The organism is Collinsella aerofaciens (assembly GCF_009876115.1).
Classification (GTDB): domain Bacteria; phylum Actinomycetota; class Coriobacteriia; order Coriobacteriales; family Coriobacteriaceae; genus Collinsella; species Collinsella aerofaciens_N.
The window spans coordinates 103,294-120,763 of record NZ_WWSY01000005.1; the positions used below are offsets into that span (position 1 = coordinate 103,294).

17 protein-coding genes are annotated in these 17,470 nt (G+C 60.6%); 11 read left to right on the plus strand and 6 right to left on the minus strand.

Going from position 1 to position 17,470, the window contains the following annotated elements; genetic code table 11:
• Positions 1-38: 38 nt before the first annotated feature.
• Complete coding sequence (locus tag GT571_RS04435) at positions 39-1,082, minus strand: hypothetical protein (protein ID WP_161155733.1); 1,044 nt, start codon at positions 1,080-1,082, stop codon at positions 39-41.
• A complete protein-coding gene (locus tag GT571_RS04440; protein ID WP_161155735.1) occupies positions 1,082-2,158 on the minus strand; it encodes a tetratricopeptide repeat protein in 1,077 nt (358 codons plus the stop codon). Before GT571_RS04440 ends, GT571_RS04435 begins: the two co-directional genes overlap by 1 nt.
• Positions 2,159-2,657: 499 nt before the next feature.
• Between GT571_RS04440 and GT571_RS04445 the strand changes: the two genes are divergently transcribed.
• From GT571_RS04445 to GT571_RS04470, 6 genes are all read left to right on the plus strand, one after another.
• A complete protein-coding gene (locus tag GT571_RS04445; protein WP_035136916.1) occupies positions 2,658-3,881 on the plus strand; it encodes an iron-containing alcohol dehydrogenase in 1,224 nt (407 codons plus the stop codon).
• 78 nt (positions 3,882-3,959) lie between these two features.
• On the plus strand, positions 3,960-5,060 hold the full coding sequence (locus tag GT571_RS04450; RefSeq protein ID WP_117563611.1) for a glycerol dehydrogenase: 1,101 nt from the start codon (positions 3,960-3,962) through the stop codon (positions 5,058-5,060).
• A 145-nt stretch (positions 5,061-5,205) separates the two neighbouring features.
• Positions 5,206-6,273 carry a glycerol dehydrogenase gene (locus tag GT571_RS04455; RefSeq protein WP_161155737.1) on the plus strand — a complete coding sequence of 356 codons (1,068 nt, stop codon included), beginning with the start codon at positions 5,206-5,208 and terminating at the stop codon, positions 6,271-6,273.
• A 150-nt stretch (positions 6,274-6,423) separates the two neighbouring features.
• On the plus strand, positions 6,424-7,677 hold the full coding sequence (locus tag GT571_RS04460) for a 4Fe-4S binding protein (protein ID WP_161155739.1): 1,254 nt from the start codon (positions 6,424-6,426) through the stop codon (positions 7,675-7,677).
• A gap of 114 nt (positions 7,678-7,791) precedes the next feature.
• Complete coding sequence (gene ychF, locus GT571_RS04465) at positions 7,792-8,868, plus strand: redox-regulated ATPase YchF (protein WP_161155741.1); 1,077 nt, start codon at positions 7,792-7,794, stop codon at positions 8,866-8,868.
• Between the two features lie 11 nt (positions 8,869-8,879).
• Positions 8,880-9,263, plus strand: a complete 384-nt coding sequence (locus GT571_RS04470; RefSeq protein ID WP_089572786.1) for a DUF1648 domain-containing protein — start codon at positions 8,880-8,882, stop codon at positions 9,261-9,263.
• Positions 9,264-9,272: 9 nt separating this feature from the next.
• Here GT571_RS04470 and GT571_RS04475 read toward each other — a convergent pair whose 3' ends face one another.
• The gene (locus GT571_RS04475) at positions 9,273-9,662 is read right to left on the minus strand and encodes a hypothetical protein (RefSeq protein ID WP_161155742.1); all 390 of its coding nucleotides are present in this window, start codon (positions 9,660-9,662) and stop codon (positions 9,273-9,275) included.
• A gap of 76 nt (positions 9,663-9,738) precedes the next feature.
• Between GT571_RS04475 and GT571_RS10265 the strand changes: the two genes are divergently transcribed.
• Positions 9,739-9,957, plus strand: a complete 219-nt coding sequence (locus GT571_RS10265) for a helix-turn-helix domain-containing protein (RefSeq protein ID WP_035136926.1) — start codon at positions 9,739-9,741, stop codon at positions 9,955-9,957.
• A 22-nt stretch (positions 9,958-9,979) separates the two neighbouring features.
• Here GT571_RS10265 and GT571_RS04485 read toward each other — a convergent pair whose 3' ends face one another.
• On the minus strand, positions 9,980-10,993 hold the full coding sequence (locus GT571_RS04485; protein ID WP_161155744.1) for an asparaginase: 1,014 nt from the start codon (positions 10,991-10,993) through the stop codon (positions 9,980-9,982).
• Between the two features lie 268 nt (positions 10,994-11,261).
• Between GT571_RS04485 and guaA the strand changes: the two genes are divergently transcribed.
• On the plus strand, positions 11,262-12,860 hold the full coding sequence (guaA, locus tag GT571_RS04490; protein WP_161155746.1) for a glutamine-hydrolyzing GMP synthase: 1,599 nt from the start codon (positions 11,262-11,264) through the stop codon (positions 12,858-12,860).
• A gap of 617 nt (positions 12,861-13,477) precedes the next feature.
• Here guaA and GT571_RS04495 read toward each other — a convergent pair.
• Entirely contained in the window at positions 13,478-13,891 is a 414-nt protein-coding gene (locus GT571_RS04495) for a helix-turn-helix domain-containing protein (RefSeq protein WP_042433222.1), read from the minus strand.
• 140 nt (positions 13,892-14,031) lie between these two features.
• On the opposite strand from GT571_RS04495, the gene GT571_RS04500 reads away from it, so the two are divergent.
• Genes GT571_RS04500 through GT571_RS04510 form a run of 3 tightly spaced genes read left to right on the plus strand, consistent with a single transcriptional unit; the run spans position 14,032 to position 15,738 of the window.
• The gene (locus GT571_RS04500; RefSeq protein ID WP_042433219.1) at positions 14,032-14,235 is read left to right on the plus strand and encodes a hypothetical protein; all 204 of its coding nucleotides are present in this window, start codon (positions 14,032-14,034) and stop codon (positions 14,233-14,235) included.
• A gap of 1 nt (position 14,236) precedes the next feature.
• On the plus strand, positions 14,237-15,307 hold the full coding sequence (locus GT571_RS04505) for a site-specific integrase (protein ID WP_101677768.1): 1,071 nt from the start codon (positions 14,237-14,239) through the stop codon (positions 15,305-15,307).
• Between the two features lie 5 nt (positions 15,308-15,312).
• Positions 15,313-15,738 carry a plasmid mobilization protein gene (locus tag GT571_RS04510; protein WP_099432718.1) on the plus strand — a complete coding sequence of 142 codons (426 nt, stop codon included), beginning with the start codon at positions 15,313-15,315 and terminating at the stop codon, positions 15,736-15,738.
• A gap of 3 nt (positions 15,739-15,741) precedes the next feature.
• Here GT571_RS04510 and GT571_RS04515 read toward each other — a convergent pair whose 3' ends face one another.
• Positions 15,742-17,445, minus strand: coding sequence for a DUF262 domain-containing protein (locus GT571_RS04515; RefSeq protein ID WP_161155748.1), 1,704 nt, complete (start codon positions 17,443-17,445; stop codon positions 15,742-15,744).
• Between the last annotated feature and the right edge of the window lie 25 nt (positions 17,446-17,470).

Below are 17,470 nucleotides of genomic sequence, written 5' to 3' on the forward strand. Positions count from 1 at the left end.
TTCCTAACGTGAATGACATGGTCGTGACGTTTGCGCCGTTAAAAGCCGTAACGGCGCGCAAATTCCTGGGCAAGCTGCGATACCTCTTCGCAAGCGCTGGCCCAGGGGGCAAAGTCGGGAGTATCCGAGATGATGCCGTCGGCTTCCCAAACTGCCTGATGCGAAAGGTCCCAGGGGTCGTGCGGCTCGGGCCGGCAGGGAAGGTACGGTGTCTGATACATGGGGTTCAGCAAAAAGAACGCGCCGCCCTCGCAGCGGTTGGCAAACTCGCGCAGCGCGCGTGTAGCCGGGCGCATCTTGTTCGTTTTGAACAGCAAGATCGTGCGGGCGAGCAGGTACCAGGGGGAGTCCTCGAGGACATCGGCCCCCATCTGTTCCTCGAGCTGGTGGGCCAGGGCAAAAAAGCCGTCCTCGTCTTCCAGACGAGCGAGGGCGAGTAGCACGGTGCCTGCAGCTCGGGTGGGATAGCCCTCCGCCTTAAGAACACGGCGAGAATAGTTGGCGGCGGCACGGTAACGAGCGCTCGCCATGCACAGCTGCGAGATGGCCTCGAGCGTGTGGAGCCACCCGATAAGCGCCGGCTCGCTTACGGTGAGATCGGCCGCCGTTACGCCGTCCGTCAAAACCTTGTTGGCCCAGTAGTGTGGGGCCTCCATGTCGAACCCGGGCACGCTTTGCCGCAGGTAATCGGCCGTGGTCGCCTCGAGTTTCATCAGGTCGCCCAGGCAGGCGTCGACGGGTGTGTCCGCCAAAATGATGGCGAGCAGCTGGGCATCGACCGCCAGCGCATCGACGCGAACGATCTTGAGCAGCTCATCGCGCATATCGTCGAACAGGCGGTTGCGCGTCTGCTCAAACTCCTCGTCGCTGCCCATGTCCTCGATGCGATGGAGCTCGTCGAGCAAATGACGATGCACGCCGGCATAGGAAAGCAGCGCCTGCGCATGCTCGGTCTGCGCGTACATTTGAGGGTTAACGCTCACGTCGTTATGGACAAGTTCGCGTGCTGCATCGGTGAGTTCGGGGTGCGACGCAACGTAGGCGCGCTCCAGGTAGGCGGGGATGTAGACGCTCGGATCCATTAGAGGTCTCCTCCCTTAAACGGCAAGCCCTGCTCGGCCGCCCGCAGAATGCGCTCGTCGATCTGGGAACGCACGATATCGTTGGTGGCGACCCAGGCGGCAAAGCTGGCGTTGTCGGGGGCGCCCAGGCCCTCCTGCAGTACCGGCGTCGCCTCGGACAGTGCAAGGACAAGCTCGTCGGTGGAGCCCACGCCCACGTTGACACGGGCATAGACGCCATCGGGAAACTCGGTTTGGAAGTAGAGTGCCTCGGCCGCGTGCGGGCACGAGCGTGCAAGGATGCGCAAGTAGTGCTCGGCACCCTCGTAGTCCAGCTCGCGCCAGGCAGCACTCATCAGCGCGATGAGCGTCCATGGGTCCAAGTCGCGCTCCGCATCCTTGGGACGACGGCGCAGCGGCGTGTTGGCGAGATAGGGCACGGAGTGGGCGGAACGAAAACGCTTGAGCTCCTCGGCAGGGTATTCGAGCTTTGCCATGGCAAGCATCGCGGTATGGCGGACGCCGGCGGGGTCGTTGGGTGCAAAGTCCAGGCTGCGATTCGCGGCATCCAGCGACATGCGGTAGCGGCCGCTAATGAGCGCGCGCGACGCAAGGGCGGCAAGCCAGCGCAGGTAGGGGCGGCGCATAAGGTCGCCTGCGGCCTCACGCTCGTAGGGGTCCTGCGTCGAGGCAATCTTGAGCGCCAGATCGTGCTCCACCTCGTCGCACTTGGACACCAGATACTGCACGTATTCCTCGTTAGATTCGGCGGTGAGGGCGCACAGCATGCGCTGGGCGTCCCAGTTGGTCGGGTCGAGCGCGGCTGCCTCGCGAAGCATGTTTTCGGCTGCGGTCTCTTCTTGCTCTGCCTGGGTATCGTCAGGGATAAAGGGAATGCGGTAGTCGACAGCCTCGACCACCTTGGCAATGAGGTGCCCGGCGCGGTCGCGGTCGTGCACGATGAGCGGCGCGGGGTCGCGGGTGAATTGTTCCATCAGACGCTCTACGGCGGCACCGTCGGTGAGCGGGATATTGTCGCGGCGCAAGGCCTCAAGAACGAGGCGATGGCAATCCTCTTGAATGGGATCGAATGCCATGGGGCCTCCTTTGCTGCGGTTAGGGTTCAAATGTCTCTATATAAGGTTCTAGTTTACCCGCATGTGGCACACCGGGGGTGCCGCACTTGGACATGCACCTTTGCACCACGAAGACGGATGTCGCACAAATGTCGGCACCTTGGACGACTGAGTGGTATCACGGTGCCGCAAACGGTCGATTTTTGGCGGCGAACGGGGTGCATTTTGGAGGGGCACAGTCCTGCCTGGGATATGTAGTCAACCTTGATAAAACGTTTGCCCAGCTTGGGAGTATGAATGCCCCACAAGGGTCTTCAGGGATAGAAAAAACGTTTCATCATTGTTGGCTTTAGGTGAATAACTGACCAACCAGAACGGTAAAATAGTGTTTGTCTGAGCGTTGAGACGTTTAGACATCGCGCATTGTCGTCGCCGGCAACGCGCAAACGGTCCTAACGGAGCCAATTGGGTGCTCCGTTATATACGCAAGTCTAAGAGGGGCTTGTTTAGGAGGCACAGTATGGGACGTTTTACCAATCCTCGCGATCTGTACTTTGGTGAGGGCGCTCGCCACGAGGTGAAGAACCTCAAGGGCAAGAAGGCCATCATCGTTTCTGGCGGCAGCTCTATGCGTCGCGGCGGGTTCCTGCAGGACGTTGAGGCCGACCTCAAAGAGGGCGGCTTCGAGGTCAAGCTGTTCGAGGGCGTCGAGTCCGATCCGTCCATCGAGACGGTCATGAAGGGCGCCGAGGCCATGCGCGAGTTCGAGCCCGACTGGATTATCGCCATCGGCGGCGGCTCGCCCATCGATGCCGCTAAGGCCATGTGGGTCTTCTATGAGTATCCCGAGGAGTCCTTCGATAACATCATCCAGCCGTTCAGCTTCCCCGAGCTGCGTCAGAAGGCTCACTTCTGCGCCATTTCCTCCACCTCCGGTACCGCTACCGAGGTCACTGCCTTCTCCGTCATCACCGACTACGCCAAGGGCATCAAGTACCCGCTGGCCGACTTCAACATCACCCCTGATGTCGCCATCGTTGACCCCGAGCTCACCTACACCATGCCCGCCAAGCTGTGCGCTCACACCGGCATGGACGCTCTGACCCACTGCATGGAGGCTTACGTTTCCACTTGTGCTTCCATGTTCACCGACGCTAACGCTCTGCACGGCATCCGCGAGATCGTCGAGTGGCTGCCCAAGTCCTATGCTGGTGACCATGAGGCCCGTCAGCACATGCATGAGGCTCAGTGCATCGCCGGCATCGCCTTCTCCTCGGGCCTGCTGGGCATCGTTCACTCCATGGCTCACAAGACCGGTGCAGCCTTTGAGAACGGCCACATCATCCACGGTGCTGCTAACGCCATGTACCTGGGCAAGGTCATCCAGTGGAACTCCAAGGATCCGCGTGCTGCCGAGCGTTACGCTTACGTGGCCAAGGAGATCCTGCACCTTCCCGGCGAGACCAACGAGGAGCTCATCGCTGCGCTCGTCCAGAAGATTCGCGACCTCAACGACCAGCTCAACATTCCGCAGTCCATCAAGGATTACGCGAATGGTGGCGTGAAGGTCGACGCCGAGAACCCGCAGATGGTCTCCGAGGAGGAGTTCCTCGCCAAGCTCCCCGAGATCGCCGCGAACGCCGAGCAGGACGCCTGCACGCCCGAGAACCCGCGTGAGACCAAGGCTGCCGACTTCGAGAAGATTCTCAAGGCCTGCTACTACGACACCGACATCGATTTCTAATCGACTCTTGTTATCGTAACGAGGGGCTCCGCACGTATCTGTACGGAGCCCCTTTCTTTTTTAGAGAATGGGATAAAAATGGCTGCAATTTTCAATAGCCCCAGCAAGTACATCCAGGGTCCGGACGAGCTCGCCAAGCTCGGCTCCTATGTCGAGCCGCTCGGCGCTAAGGCCCTCGTCATCGTGACACCTTCGGGCAAGAAGCGCGTCGGTGCCAAGATCGAGGGCGGCTTTGCCGAGGCTAAGGCCGAGCTGCTGTTTGAGGACTTTAACGGCGAGTGCTCCAAGGGCGAGGTCGATCGCCTGGTTGCGCTCGCTCGCGACAACGGTTGCGACATCATCGTCGGCGTCGGTGGCGGCAAGATCCTCGATACCGCTAAGGCCGTTGCCTACTACCTGGAGTCCCCGGTTATCATTTGCCCCACCATCGCCTCGACCGATGCACCGTGCTCGGCGCTTTCGGTGCTCTACACCGATGACGGCCAGTTCGATAAGTACCTGTTCCTTAAGGCAAACCCCAACATTGTCCTGATGGATACGACGGTTATCGCGGCGAGCCCGGTGCGTCTGACGGTTTCCGGTATGGGCGATGCGCTCGCAACCTACTTTGAGGCTCAGGCGACGCACGATGCCGACGGTGGCACTTGCGCCGGCGGTAAGGGCGGAATGGCCGGCCTGGCGCTCGCCAAGCTCTGCTACGAGACGCTTATGGCCGATGGCGTCAAGGCCAAGGTCGCGCTGGAGAAGGGTGCGCTCACGCCTGCCGTCGAGCATATCATCGAGGCCAATACGCTGCTTTCGGGCATTGGCTTTGAGAGCTCGGGCCTTGCTGCTGCTCATGCCATCCACAATGGCCTGACGATGCTGCCCGAGTGCCACGGCATGTATCACGGCGAGAAGGTCGCCTTTGGCACCATCGTCCAGCTGGTACTCGAGGATGCTCCGACTGAGAAACTCGAGGAAGTCTTGGGCTTCTGCATTGAGCTGGGCCTGCCGGTCACGATGAAGGAACTTGGCGTTGCCGAGCTTACGCGCGAGCAGGCCATGATTGTTGCCGAGGCCGCCTGCGCGCCCGATGACACCATGTGCAACATGCCGTTTGAGGTGACGCCCGAGATGGTCGCAAACGCCATCCTGGGTGCCGACGCACTGGGTCACTACTACCTCATGGATGAGTAAATCACGCTAAGGAAGGGGCAAAGCCGGAAGATGGCTTTGCCCCTTTTTGCTATGGTGCAAAGTAACCTGTTCCAATGCACGAGTTGGTGCAGGGGGGACAGGTTACTTTGCATCAATCTTTGTTTGATGAAGGGCGGATTCGCGTATGGCGCTTCCTATGGTTTATGGCGGTCCCGGCCGGTATGTTCAGGGGCCGGGCGAACTTTCGCGTCAGGGCAGGTATTTGTCATGGTTGGGCTGCGCTGCCTACGTATTGTTTGACCAGGGCACCGAGGATCGGCTGTGCAGGCAGATCGTCGATGGATTTCTGGATGAAGATCTAAGCGAGCCGTTCTTTAAAATTTACAACGGTCCCTGTACGGAAGATGCCGTTGTCGAAATGGCCAAGGAAGCCCGGGCTGAGTATTGCGACATGGTAGTCGGTATCGGTGGTGGCAAGATGCTCGATATCGCTAAGGCCGTTGCGTTTTATGCCGAGCTGCCGTTGTGCGTATGCCCCACGGCGGCTTCGATGGACGGTCCGTGCAGCGCGATTTCGGTGCTGTATCACGAGGATGGGTCGTTCGACCGCTACCTGATGCTCGAGAAGAATCCGGACCTGGTCGTGGTCGATACCAACGTGGTCGCGGCGGCCCCACTGCGTATGACGGTCGCCGGTATGGGCGATGCGCTGACAACGTATTTCGAGGCGCGTTCGTGCGCCGCGGCGCACGGTGCCAACGAGCACGGTGGCGCGTCGGGGCACTTGGCGCTGGTCGCGGCACGTGCCTGCTACGACACGCTTATGGAATGCGGCGTCGCTGCCAAGCGCGATCTCAAAAAGGGGCGTACATCGCCGGCGGTTGAGCGCCTGATCGAGTGCAACATCCTGCTTTCGGGCGTTGGCTTTGAGAGCGGTGGCTTGGCGTTGGCGCATGCCATCGCCAACGGCCTGACGATTTTGCCCGAGTGCAAGGCTATGCACGGCGAGGCCGTAGCGTTTGGTCTGGTGGTCCAGCTGCGCCTGGAGCGTGCGCCCGAGCTTGAACAGGTGCTCGAGTTTTGCCAGCGCGTCGGTCTGCCGACGACGCTCAAGGAGCTGGGCCTTGGCGAGATTTCCGATGCCGACCTGATGAGTGTTGCGGATGCGGCCTTTAGAAACGAACGCAATATGGCCAACGAGCAGGCCAAGGTGACCAAACAAAAGCTCGTCGAGCTCATGCGCGAGGCATAGTTTGGCGCTTGATCTACCTTGTGCAATCGAGGCGGCGATAGACCGGGGCTATTTGCCGCAAAGATGCTCCGCGTGTAATTTGCCCGAGGCGTGGGCCGATAGCGTATCATTATCTCTTGCTTGTTTGCACTGCTCAGGGAGGGGCCGCGCATGGCGCAGGAACACGATCTATTTGATGACATTATCGAGATCAGCAAGGGTTTCGACTTTCTTAAAAACCCGCTTGGCGGCGTGACCGATGCACTCGATCCGTCAGCGCCGCAGTGGAATCCTGCCGACTATAAGGAGCGTCCGCGCGGCAACACGATTCCGTGCCTGGCCTGCAAAAACGAGAAGAGCGGCTGCACCGCGTGCATGGACGTGTGCCCGGTCAACGCCATCGAGGTCGAGGAAGACGCCATCGAGATCCTCGACTCCTGTCGCAAGTGCGGCCTGTGCGCCGCTGCTTGCCCGACGGAGGCGATCATCTCTCCGCGCCTTGCGCCCAAAAACGTTTACGACGACATTGTCTCTGCTGCTACGAGCCATGAGACCGCCTACGTCACCTGCACGCGCGCCCTCAAGCGCATGCCGCGCGAAAATGAAGTCGTCGTCGCCTGTGTGGGCGATATTACGGCCGAGACCTGGTTCTCGGTGCTGGCCGATTATCCCAACGTGAGCGTGTACCTGCCGCTGGGCGTGTGCGATAAGTGCCGTAACACCGGTGGCGAGGACATCCTGGGCGAGGCCATTGCTACCGCCGAGGAGTGGGCGGGCACGGGCATGGGTCTGGAGGTCGATCCCAAAAGCCTCAAGTGCCATAAGCGCCGCGAGTACGAGCGCAAGGAGTACATGGAAAAGATCGCCCGCACCACGGGCCTTACCGTGACAAAGCTCAATCCGGCAACGGCGGCACTGGCCTCGGTGACGCAGAAGCTCAAAGCCCATCGTCATCAGATCACCCAACTGGAGCGCACGCTCAACACCATGTGCGGCACCACGACGACCAAGCGTCGCCGTTCGCTCACGCACGGGCGGCAGCTGGTGCTCTCGACGCTGCAAAACCACCCCGAGCTTGCCCAGAACATGCAGGTGAGCACGCCTGAGTGTGATTTTGACAAGTGCACGTCGTGTGGCGAGTGTGTCAATGTATGTCCCACGTTCGCCTGCGATTTGGTGGGAAGCGGCCGCTTTGCGTTGGAGTCCACGTATTGTTTGGGCTGCGGTGCCTGCGTCAAGGTGTGCCCCGAGCATGCGCTCAAGTTAGTTAAGCATGACGCGTCCAATCTGGTCGTCGTCGATCCCGAAGCCGAGGAAAAGGCCGCCCAGAAGGCGAAGGCTCACGAAGAAGCTGAGAAGGTCAAGGCCGAGGCAAAGGCCAAGCTTGACAAGATGCTCGACCAGGTGGAAAAGCTCGCGGACTAGTCAGCGACCCCTATCTCTGCTTCATTCGTGCCGCCGTGGTGTCCGGGTTCGCCCAGATGCTGCGGCGGCGCTATACTTATGCAGTTTGAAATGCTTGTACCAAAAGGAGCTGTCGTGTCCCTTTCCATCGGTATCGTGGGCCTGCCCAACGTGGGCAAGTCGACGCTGTTCACCGCGCTTACCAAAAAGACCGGCCTTGCCGCCAACTACCCGTTTGCCACGATCGACCCCAACGTGGGTATCGTCGATGTGCCCGATAGCCGTCTGCAAAAGCTCGCCGACATCGTCAACCCGGGTCGCATTGTGCCGGCGACGGTCGAGTTCGTCGACATCGCAGGTCTGGTGAAGGGCGCTAACGAGGGTGAGGGTCTGGGTAACCAGTTCCTGGCCAACATTCGCGAGACCGACGCCATCTGCGAGGTCGTGCGCTACTTTAAGGACCCCAACGTTATGCGCGAGGTGGGCCGCACGGGCGAGTTCGTCGATCCCGCCGGCGATGCCGACACCATCATGACCGAGCTTATCCTGGCCGACATGGGCACGCTCGAGAAGCAGCTGCCCAAGCTCGAGAAAGAGGCCAAGCGCGACAAGGAGCTCATGCCCAAGTTCGAGGTCGCCAAGCGCCTGCTCGCCTGGCTCAACGAGGGTAAGCGTGCTGCGTCCATGGAGATGACCGACGAGGAGCGCGCCGCTGCCAAGGGCCTGTTCCTGCTCACCATGAAGCCCATCCTGTATGTGGCTAACGTGGACGAGGATATGCTCAACGACGATCTGGCGCCCATCGATGGCGTCAAGCCGCTGCCGATCTGCGCCAAGATCGAGGCCGAGCTTTCCGAGCTCGATTCCGAGGATGCGGCCGACTACCTGGAGAGCTTGGGCCTGGAGCAGCCTGGTCTGGACATGCTCGCGCAGGCTGCCTACAAGCTGCTTGGTCTGCAGTCGTTCTTTACGGCTGGCGAGATGGAGGTCAAGGCCTGGACGGTTCGCCAGGGCGCGACTGCCCCGCAGGCCGCCGGCGTTATCCACACCGACTTTGAGCGCGGCTTTATTAAGGCCGAGGTCATTGGCTATGACGACTACATCGAGCTCGGCGGTGAGCAGGGCGCCAAGGCCGCCGGCAAGCTGCGTATCGAGGGCAAGGACTATGTCATGGCCGATGGCGATGTCGTGCACTTCCGCTTTAACGTGTAAGGACGACGCATATGTTTAAATATGGCAAAAAAGCTGGCTACATGGGTATTGCACTGCTCGTACTTGCGGTGATTCCGCTGGTGGTCGCAGCGTGTGTTATCCCCAACATTGGTCCCGAGGTTGCAACAAAGTTTAACGCAGCCGGCGAGGTGACGCGCTGGGGCAAGAGCTACGAGCTGCTGGCACTGCCGGTGCTCAACCTGTTGCTGAGCGTGGCGACGTACTTTACGGCGGGACGCCAGGCTAAAAACAATGATGACTCCGCCGCCATGGCGCGCATCGTGTGCGAGCGCTACCTGCGAAACGGCTGCATCACGGGCGTGTTCCTCAACGTGATTAACGTTTACTTTATGTACTCGGCGATTACCGGAACGGGCTTTGGCTTTGGTTTCTAGCTTGTCCTTTTAGGCAACGAGCCTGCACGCATATTCAATGGCTGCTGCGAGGCCGCCGCTCGATCGTGGTTTAAAGACCATGTCGGCGGCGGCCTCGTTTTCGTATCCGGCGCCGCGAAGGGTGAGCGCGGTACCGGCTTCCAAGAGAAGTGGCAGGCCACGCTGGCTGGTTGCGATTACGGCAGCCTGATTGAGCGAGCAGCTGTGCGCTTGGCATTGAATGGCAAGTTCACCTTGCGCCGGGCAATGGACCAGAACGGCGGCGACGCGACTTGATAGCAATGCAAATGCTGTGCGCTCATCGGGCGAAAGGCATTCTGCTTCAACGACGACGAGCGTGGGTGGTGCGCTGTTTGTGCGAGGCGTGGCTCGGTACATGCGGACCGAAGAACCCGACATAGAAAACTCCTGTGTATTCGGCAAAACGTAAACTATAGTTTACGTTTATGTTCGGCTCCATTTCAAACTCGGATGCATGGACGAACGTGCGAAACAGATTCTTGGCAGGCGGGTCGAAGAGACACGCAGGGACCTTGGTATCTCCAAGGTTGATTTTTGTGTGGCGACAGGAATCAGCCGACCCTACCTCGACCGAATCGAAGATGGGACGGCAAATTTCACGCTCAAGGTTCTATTTAAGATCGCGCCCGCACTCGGCATGACGGTGTCAGAACTTCTCGAGGGTATCGAATAGGGGATACCCGTCGACAACCGAATTACGCCATCGGGATGCGGTCGTGGTTGACTTGGCTGTAGAACAGGCGCTGGATCTCGGCGGCATCGCGTGACTGGCCGAGTGCCCACATGGTCTTGGCCACGAGTGTCTCGGTGGTCATGTCGTCGCCGCGCAGAATGCCCGGATAATCGGCGTAAGCACGGCCGACCTCATAAACGCCCAGATCGAGGCCCTCTTCGGGGACCTGCGTGGTCATAACGACGGTGCGGCCCGAATCGACCCAGCGGAAAATTGCCTCTTGGAACGACTCGCCCGACTCGCCAAACTCGGGAATGCCGCCAATGCCAAAGGTCTCAAGGATTGCAGCATCGTAGCTGTCGGCAAGGGCGTCCAGGATACCCGGGTTCACGCCGGGCGTTAGCTTAAGGACAAACACGCGCGGGTCGATGCTGTCGTAGAAACGCACCGGGTTTTCGCCCTGATGCGTGCCGTGAAGCCCGTTGCGCACGATGCGGTCGTTGCGGATATAGGCGATGGGCGGATAGTTGACGCTAATGAACGCGTTAAAGCTCATGGTACGCTGCTTGCGGGCGCGCGTGCCGGCAATGGCGACGCCGCCAAACACAATCGAGACATCGTGTGAGTGCTCGTCGAGCGCATAGAGCAGGCTCTGGTACAGATTGAGTTTGGCGTCAGTAAAGGGATTGCCCATGGGCTTTTGAGAGCCGGTGAGCACGATGGGCTTGGGGCTGTCCTGAATCAGGTAGGAAAGCGCTGCCGCGGTGTAGCTCATGGTGTCGGTGCCGTGCAGAATCACGAAGCCGTCGTGGTCGACATAACCCTCGACGATGACGTCGCGGATACGCATCCAGTCACTGGGGCGCATATTGGTGCTGTCGATGTTCATGGGCTGCACGACGTCGAGCTCGCAGAGGCCCGAGATCTCGGGGACGCTCTGGGCGAGTTCCTCACCGGTCAGGGCGGGGGAGAGGCCGTTGCCGTCCTCGGTCGATGCGATGGTGCCGCCCGTGGCGATGAGAAGGATGCGCTTCATTCTGGTATTCCTATCGTATTTGCCGCCGCAAGGGCGGAGCCGTTCGGCAGTATTGTGGCACAGGGCGTCCAATGTTCAAACGTATTACATCATCTGTAACGTTTGGTAACACTTCAATTGCTGTCAAATAGGAGCCCAGGTCGTGCGTTTGCCGTGCGCTGATGGCTGCGAGGGACGAGAAACCCCATATAACGTGTACACTATGAAGGCAATTTTCGTTCATTCGCGCGGGTGGGCATCGGCTCCCCGCCAACAAGAGGGGGAAACCATGGATCAAAAGGCTTCCGCAAAGGTCCTCGTACTCGACTTTGGTGCGCAGTACGGTCAGCTCATTGCCCGTCGCGTCCGCGACCTCAACGTGTATTCCGAGATCGTTCCCTGCGACATCTCGGCCGATGAGATTCGCGAGATGAACGCCTCTGCGCTCATCCTTTCTGGCGGCCCGGCCTCCGTGTACGCCGAGGACGCTCCGTCCATCGATCCCGCCATCTTTGATCTTGGCCTTCCCGTCCTGGGCTTTTGCTACGGCCATCAGATCACGGCCGTGACGCTCGGCGGCAAGGTCGGCCACTCCGAGGTGGGCGAGTACGGCCGCGCCACCATCACGCGCACGGCTGGCGCCAAGCTCTTTAACTCCACGCCTATGGAGCAGACCGTGTGGATGAGCCACCGCGACGCCGTGTCCGAGGTGCCCGAGGGCTTTACCATTACCGCCAGCACCGACGTGTGCCCGGTTGCCGCCATGGAGTGCGTCGAGCGCAAAATCTTCACCACGCAGTTCCACCCCGAGGTCAAGCACTCCGAGTACGGTCAGCAGCTGCTGAGCAACTTCCTGTTTGAGATCTGCGGCCTGGAGCCCAACTGGAGCATGGACAACCTGGTCGAGACCATGACGGCCGAGTTTCGCGAGAAGGTCGGCGACGACCGCGTGATTCTGGCCCTGTCCGGTGGCGTCGACTCCTCCGTCGTGGCTGCGCTGGGCGCCCGCGCCGTGGGCAAGCAGATGACCTGCGTGTTCATCAACCACGGCCTGCTGCGCAAGGGCGAGCCCGAGCAGGTGGAGGAGGTCTTCACCAAGCAGTTTGACGTCGACTTTATCCACGTCCACGCCGAGGACCGCTATGCCGAGCTTCTGGCCGGCGTGACCGAGCCCGAGGAGAAGCGCCGCATCATCGGTACGCAGTTCTGGAAAGAGTTCTTCGCCGTGGCGCAGCAGCTCGAGACCGATGGCAAGCCGGTCAAGTACCTGGCTCAGGGCACCATCTACCCCGACATCATCGAGTCCGGTGCTCGCAAGACGGGCGGCAAGACGGCCACCATCAAGAGCCACCACAACCTGATCCCGTTCCCCGAGGGCGTGCACTTCGACCTCATCGAGCCGCTCGACCACTTCTTTAAGGACGAGGTCCGCGCGCTTGGTCTGGCGCTGGGCCTGCCGGGTCATATCGTGTTCCGCCAGCCTTTCCCGGGTCCGGGTCTGGCCATCCGCATCATCGGTGCGGTCGACAAGGAGAAGCTCGAGATCCTCAAGAATGCCGACGCCATCGTGCGCGAGGAGCTCGATGCCTACAACCAGCGTCTGTTTGAGCAGACCGGCGAGCGCAACTCCGAGCACAGCTGCTGGCAGTACTTTGCGGTCCTGCCCGACATCAAGTCCGTCGGCGTTATGGGCGACGAGCGCACCTATCAGCGCCCGATCATCCTGCGCGCCGTCGAGTCCAGCGACGCCATGACCGCCGACTGGGCCAAGCTGCCCTACGACGTTCTGGCCCGCATCTCCGGCCGCATCGTGGCCGAGGTCCCCGGCGCCAACCGCGTGTGCTACGACATCACGTCCAAGCCGCCCGCGACGATCGAGTGGGAGTAGGCCGATAGGGTTCTGACCTGCATTTTTGAGTGCCGCGCTGTGCCGCTGAGTTTCGTTTCGTACGACAGTCATGGCAAAGCCACCGGCGACGGCGGTGAGTAAATACGATAATCTAGCCTCCGCTCCCATGTTGGAACGGAGGCTTTTTCTTTGCCTATTTACTCCCTTTCACCTGCGATTTCGCCATTTACTCCCCGTATTTCAAGACGGCAAAGCACTGGGCGGTATTCGGAGGAATGGGAGTAAGGATTCATCCCAAATGAGTAGACGCGCGGTTTTTGTCCCCGAGGACGAAACGAGGCCGTTTCGGGGCCCGTGAAACCCAAATCGAACTCAATAGGCTTTTCGGCGGTCTCCGCACGGCGTTTCCCCAGGTCGTTAATGGGGAGTAAAGAATCTCACCGTCTCAAGGAAAACGGGAGTAATCAGGGGAAATGCCGCGGCGTGCTGTCGCGTGCCGTCATATAAGCCACCGCGTCATTTACTCCCCAGGAGCGCCGAAAATGCCTTGACATGCAATGGGGAGTAAAAACTCAGCAGACGCAGGAGCGGGCGGAGCTCACCGCCTAGCCTGGCGTCCTGATTCGGTTGCGCTGGTTGCGAAATGCGGGGAGCCGCTACAGCGAGGCTTTCCAGCCCTCGTATTCGTCGGCGTCGATCTCGCCGTTCTCGAGCTGCGCGCGCTTCTCGGCCCACAGCTCGATCGCCATCGCGGCTTTGGGAGCGTGCGGCGCCTTGGGGTTCAGGGAGAGGCCCGAGCCGTCGGCTGCGGGAACGATGCCGAAGGAGTCCTCGAGCCGCACGAGCAGCGACATGAGGTCGCCCGCGGTCTCGACGCCGTAATCCTTGAGGGCGTTGACGGAAACGCCGAGCGCGGCGGAGATGGACTCGAGCAGCTCGGGCTTGACGGCGCGGATGCCGCTCTCGTAATGGCGCACGGCCCCCTCGGTCAGACCGACCGCCTCGGCGAGCTGCGCCTGCGTCATGCCGCGCAACTTGCGGTACCGCCTTATGTTCTCGCCTACGGACATGCGCCCTCCTCCTGGAATTACGTACCCGCACATCTTATCAGCGTACGCAAATGTACGCAATTCTATTGACAGTACGGATGCGTACGTTTACTCTCAATCTGTAAACCGTACATATACGTACGCTGTTGATTGGAGGAGCCATGGACGAGAAGGTGGCGAAGACGCCGAGGCCTCACATGCTAGACGCCGACGAGGTCGCGGAGCTGCTGAGGATCAAGAAAGGCAGCGCCTACGAGGTGATCAGGAGGATAAACGCCGAGCAGGAGGCGCGCGGGCGCGTGGTTATCCGCGGGCGCGTCCGAAGCGACGTCTTCGACGCACTGTACTTCCCGGAGGTGGACTGACATGCCCGTGTACAAGGATGGCAACAACGGCACGTTCTACGTGCAGTGCTACTACCGCGACGCCCGCGGCTCGAAGCGCCACAAGACGAAGCGCGGCTTCTCCTCCGAGGTGGAGGCCGCAGTGTGGGAGAGCCAGTTCAAGAGCCTTAACGGCGGGGCCATGGACATGACGTTCTCCGAGTTCGTCGAGGTGTACGCCTCCGAGGTGAAGCCGCGCGTACGCGAGCACACGTGGATCACCAAGGAGTACATCATCAACGACAAGCTCGTGCCGTTCTTCGGAGACATGCGCATGTGCGACGTGAGGCCGATCGACCTCATCAGGTGGCAAAACGAGCTCACCGAGCACCGGGACGCCGACGGGAAGCCCTGGGCGCCGACGTACCTGCGCACGGTGAACAACCAACTGAACGCCATCTTCAACCACGCCGAGCGCTACTACGGCCTCACCGACAACCCGGTGCGCAGGGTCGACAAGATAGGCTCGAAGAAGGGCGGCGAGATGCAGTTCTGGACCAAGGACGAGTACCTGAGGTTCAGCGAGGCGGTCATGGACAAGCCGCTGTCGTTCCACGCCTTCGAGCTGCTGTACTGGACGGGCATACGCTGCGGCGAGCTCCTGGCGCTCACGCCGTCCGACTTCATGCTGGATAGCTCGCGGCTGCGCATCAACAAGTCGTACCAGAGCCTCCACGGCGTGGACACCGTGACCGACCCCAAGACGCCCAAGTCCGTGCGCACGATCGTCATGCCCGCCTTCCTTCGCGACGAGATGGCGGACTTCATCGAGATGCGCGACGACGTCGCCCCCGACGAGCGCCTGTTCGCCGTGACCAAGCACTTCCTGGCCCACGAGATGGAGCGCGGGTGCAAGGCGTCGGGCGTGAAGCGCATCCGCATACACGACATACGCCACAGCCACGTGAGCCTGCTGATCGAGATGGGCTTCTCCGCGCTGGCCATCGCCGAGCGCATGGGCCACGAGGCGGTGGACATCACCTACCGCTACGCGCACCTGTTCCCCACGAAGCAGGACGAGATGGCCGCCGCGCTCGATGGAGCGAGGGGGTAAGCAAGATGCCGTGCGAGAACAGCGCCCGCAAGCGCAGCAAGACGATGGCGTTTCGCTGCACGCCCGAGGAGCACAAGCTCATATGCGAGATGGCAGCCTGGAGCGGCATGAGCAGGCAGGACTACATCATCGCCAAGCTCACCGATACCCAGGTCGAGGTGAGGCCCTCTGTAAGCGTGCAGAAGGCGTTGAAGGACTCGATGGCGGAGTTGTCCAAGGAAGTACGGCTGGCGGCCTCCTACGGCGAGCTGAGCGAGTCCCTGCAGCAGAGGATCGAGCTCGTGATGAGGTTCTTCCTGGCGCTCGGCGAGGGGGTTGAGGCACCAGTGACGGAAGCGCCACCGCAAACCTCGCATTTGGAAGAGCCGACAACATCCGTCATGGATGCGGGCTCCGACACCGCAAGCATCTTCGAGATGGGGCGCATGTAAGGTTTAACGCCAGACCTCCAACGCCTTGTCCGCAAGCCATTCGGCGCGATCGGCGATATCGCCCTCGTCCCAAGACTCCTTCTCCAGGGCGCCGGCCATGGTCGCAAGGCCGGCGGCGCAGAGGGCAAGACCGTCCTTGTATCCCTTTCCCTGCTTCTTGGTGGGCCAATCGGCATCGCGGATGGAGGCGTTGAGCGAATGCGTGATGATGGCGAGGTTGCCGAGCGTGAGGAGCTTCCTGTCCCTTCGCGTGGCAGCCTCATCGTCGAGGGCTCCCCATTTGTTGCGCCACTTCTTGGGCATCATGTGCTCGAGGGTGTACTGGTTGAACCCGAGCAGGGCCGTGCTGCTCATGCCTGGGCGAATGGCGCTTTCCAGCAGATAGAGAACGCCCTTGGACTGAAGGTTGTACAGACACGATTCCTCGAACGCCCTTCGAACCTCGTCATCGCCGGGCATGTACGTCGTCGCCTCTTCGTTTGCTTCAAGAGCCTTCCTCAGCGCCTCCGCGTCCTTCACCTCGTTCAGGATCAGCGAGGTGAACAGCCTGTTGTAGTTCTTCGTGGTCGCCTGAACCAGCGTTCGGCGGACGATGTAGCTCTCAAGCAGGGCGAAGACCTCGGATTCCTCGCCCGAAGACTCCGCGTTCTTGCGAACGTAGAGCACGTACGGGATGAGCGTCGAGTTCTTGAGGCCGAATATCAGCACGTTCAGGCGCTCGACGCCGGGAGCGGAGGGGATGTCCGCGTCGCAGTAGCCGGGGTCGAACGTGGACTCGAACACCTCGGCATACGCCTTCATGCTGTCGAGGATCTCGTCCTTGTCTCCGTTGCAGTACCTGCCGATGAAGTCCTTGTAGGACTGGAAGAGGTTGGACGTGCGCGAATAGAAGAGCTTGTCCTCGGTCGTGACGCCGCGCTTCTTGTCCTGAACCAGGATCTGGAGGAACGCGTCGAAGAACAGGTCGACGAGCGTGCGCTTGATGCGCCCGGTAACGACCTCCTGCTCCCAATACTCCCTCTTCTCCGCCGTGGGTTCGAAGACGTCCTCCCAGCACTCCTTGAACGCCTGCTCGTTCTCGCGGTTGAAGAAGTAGTTCTTGAGGAGCTCCGCCGTCGTCAGGCGCACCCCGAGCGAGTTGATGGTGTCGAATATCTGCTGCTCGTCCTCGCCCTCGGTGAGATCGATGCAGACGAACTGGACGTTCGACTTGATCGTGTTCCTGTCGACCTTCTCTGGGTCGATGTTCTTGAGGAAATAGTTGTAGGCAAGGACGATGGACGAGGAGCCCTCGACAGGCTCGCAGCCCGTGGCGCTGACGACCTTCTCGAAATCCTGCCGGTCGTACTTGCCATGTCTCAAGGCGACTTCGCCGGTCTCCAGGACGAAATCTCGCTCGAACAGCCTATCGGCGTCGATTCTCGCGCAGAGTGCCTTGAAGAAGATGACCATGGTCGTGAGGCGCTGCTGGCCGTCGATGACTGTGCGAACCTCGGACACCTCGGACCAAGTGTTGCCGGAGGAGGCTTGCTTCAGGATGATCGAGCCCAGGAAATAAGGTCGCTTCGAAGCCGTGACGAACTCCATGTCGCCGAGGAAGCGCTCCCATTGCTCTTCTCCCCAGACGTACGCCCTTTGGTAGAAAGGTATTTCGAGCAGGCGCGATCCGTTGAACACGCCGCTTATCGTAGATTTTCCTGCATCCATCCTTAAAGCCCTATCTTTCCTTCGC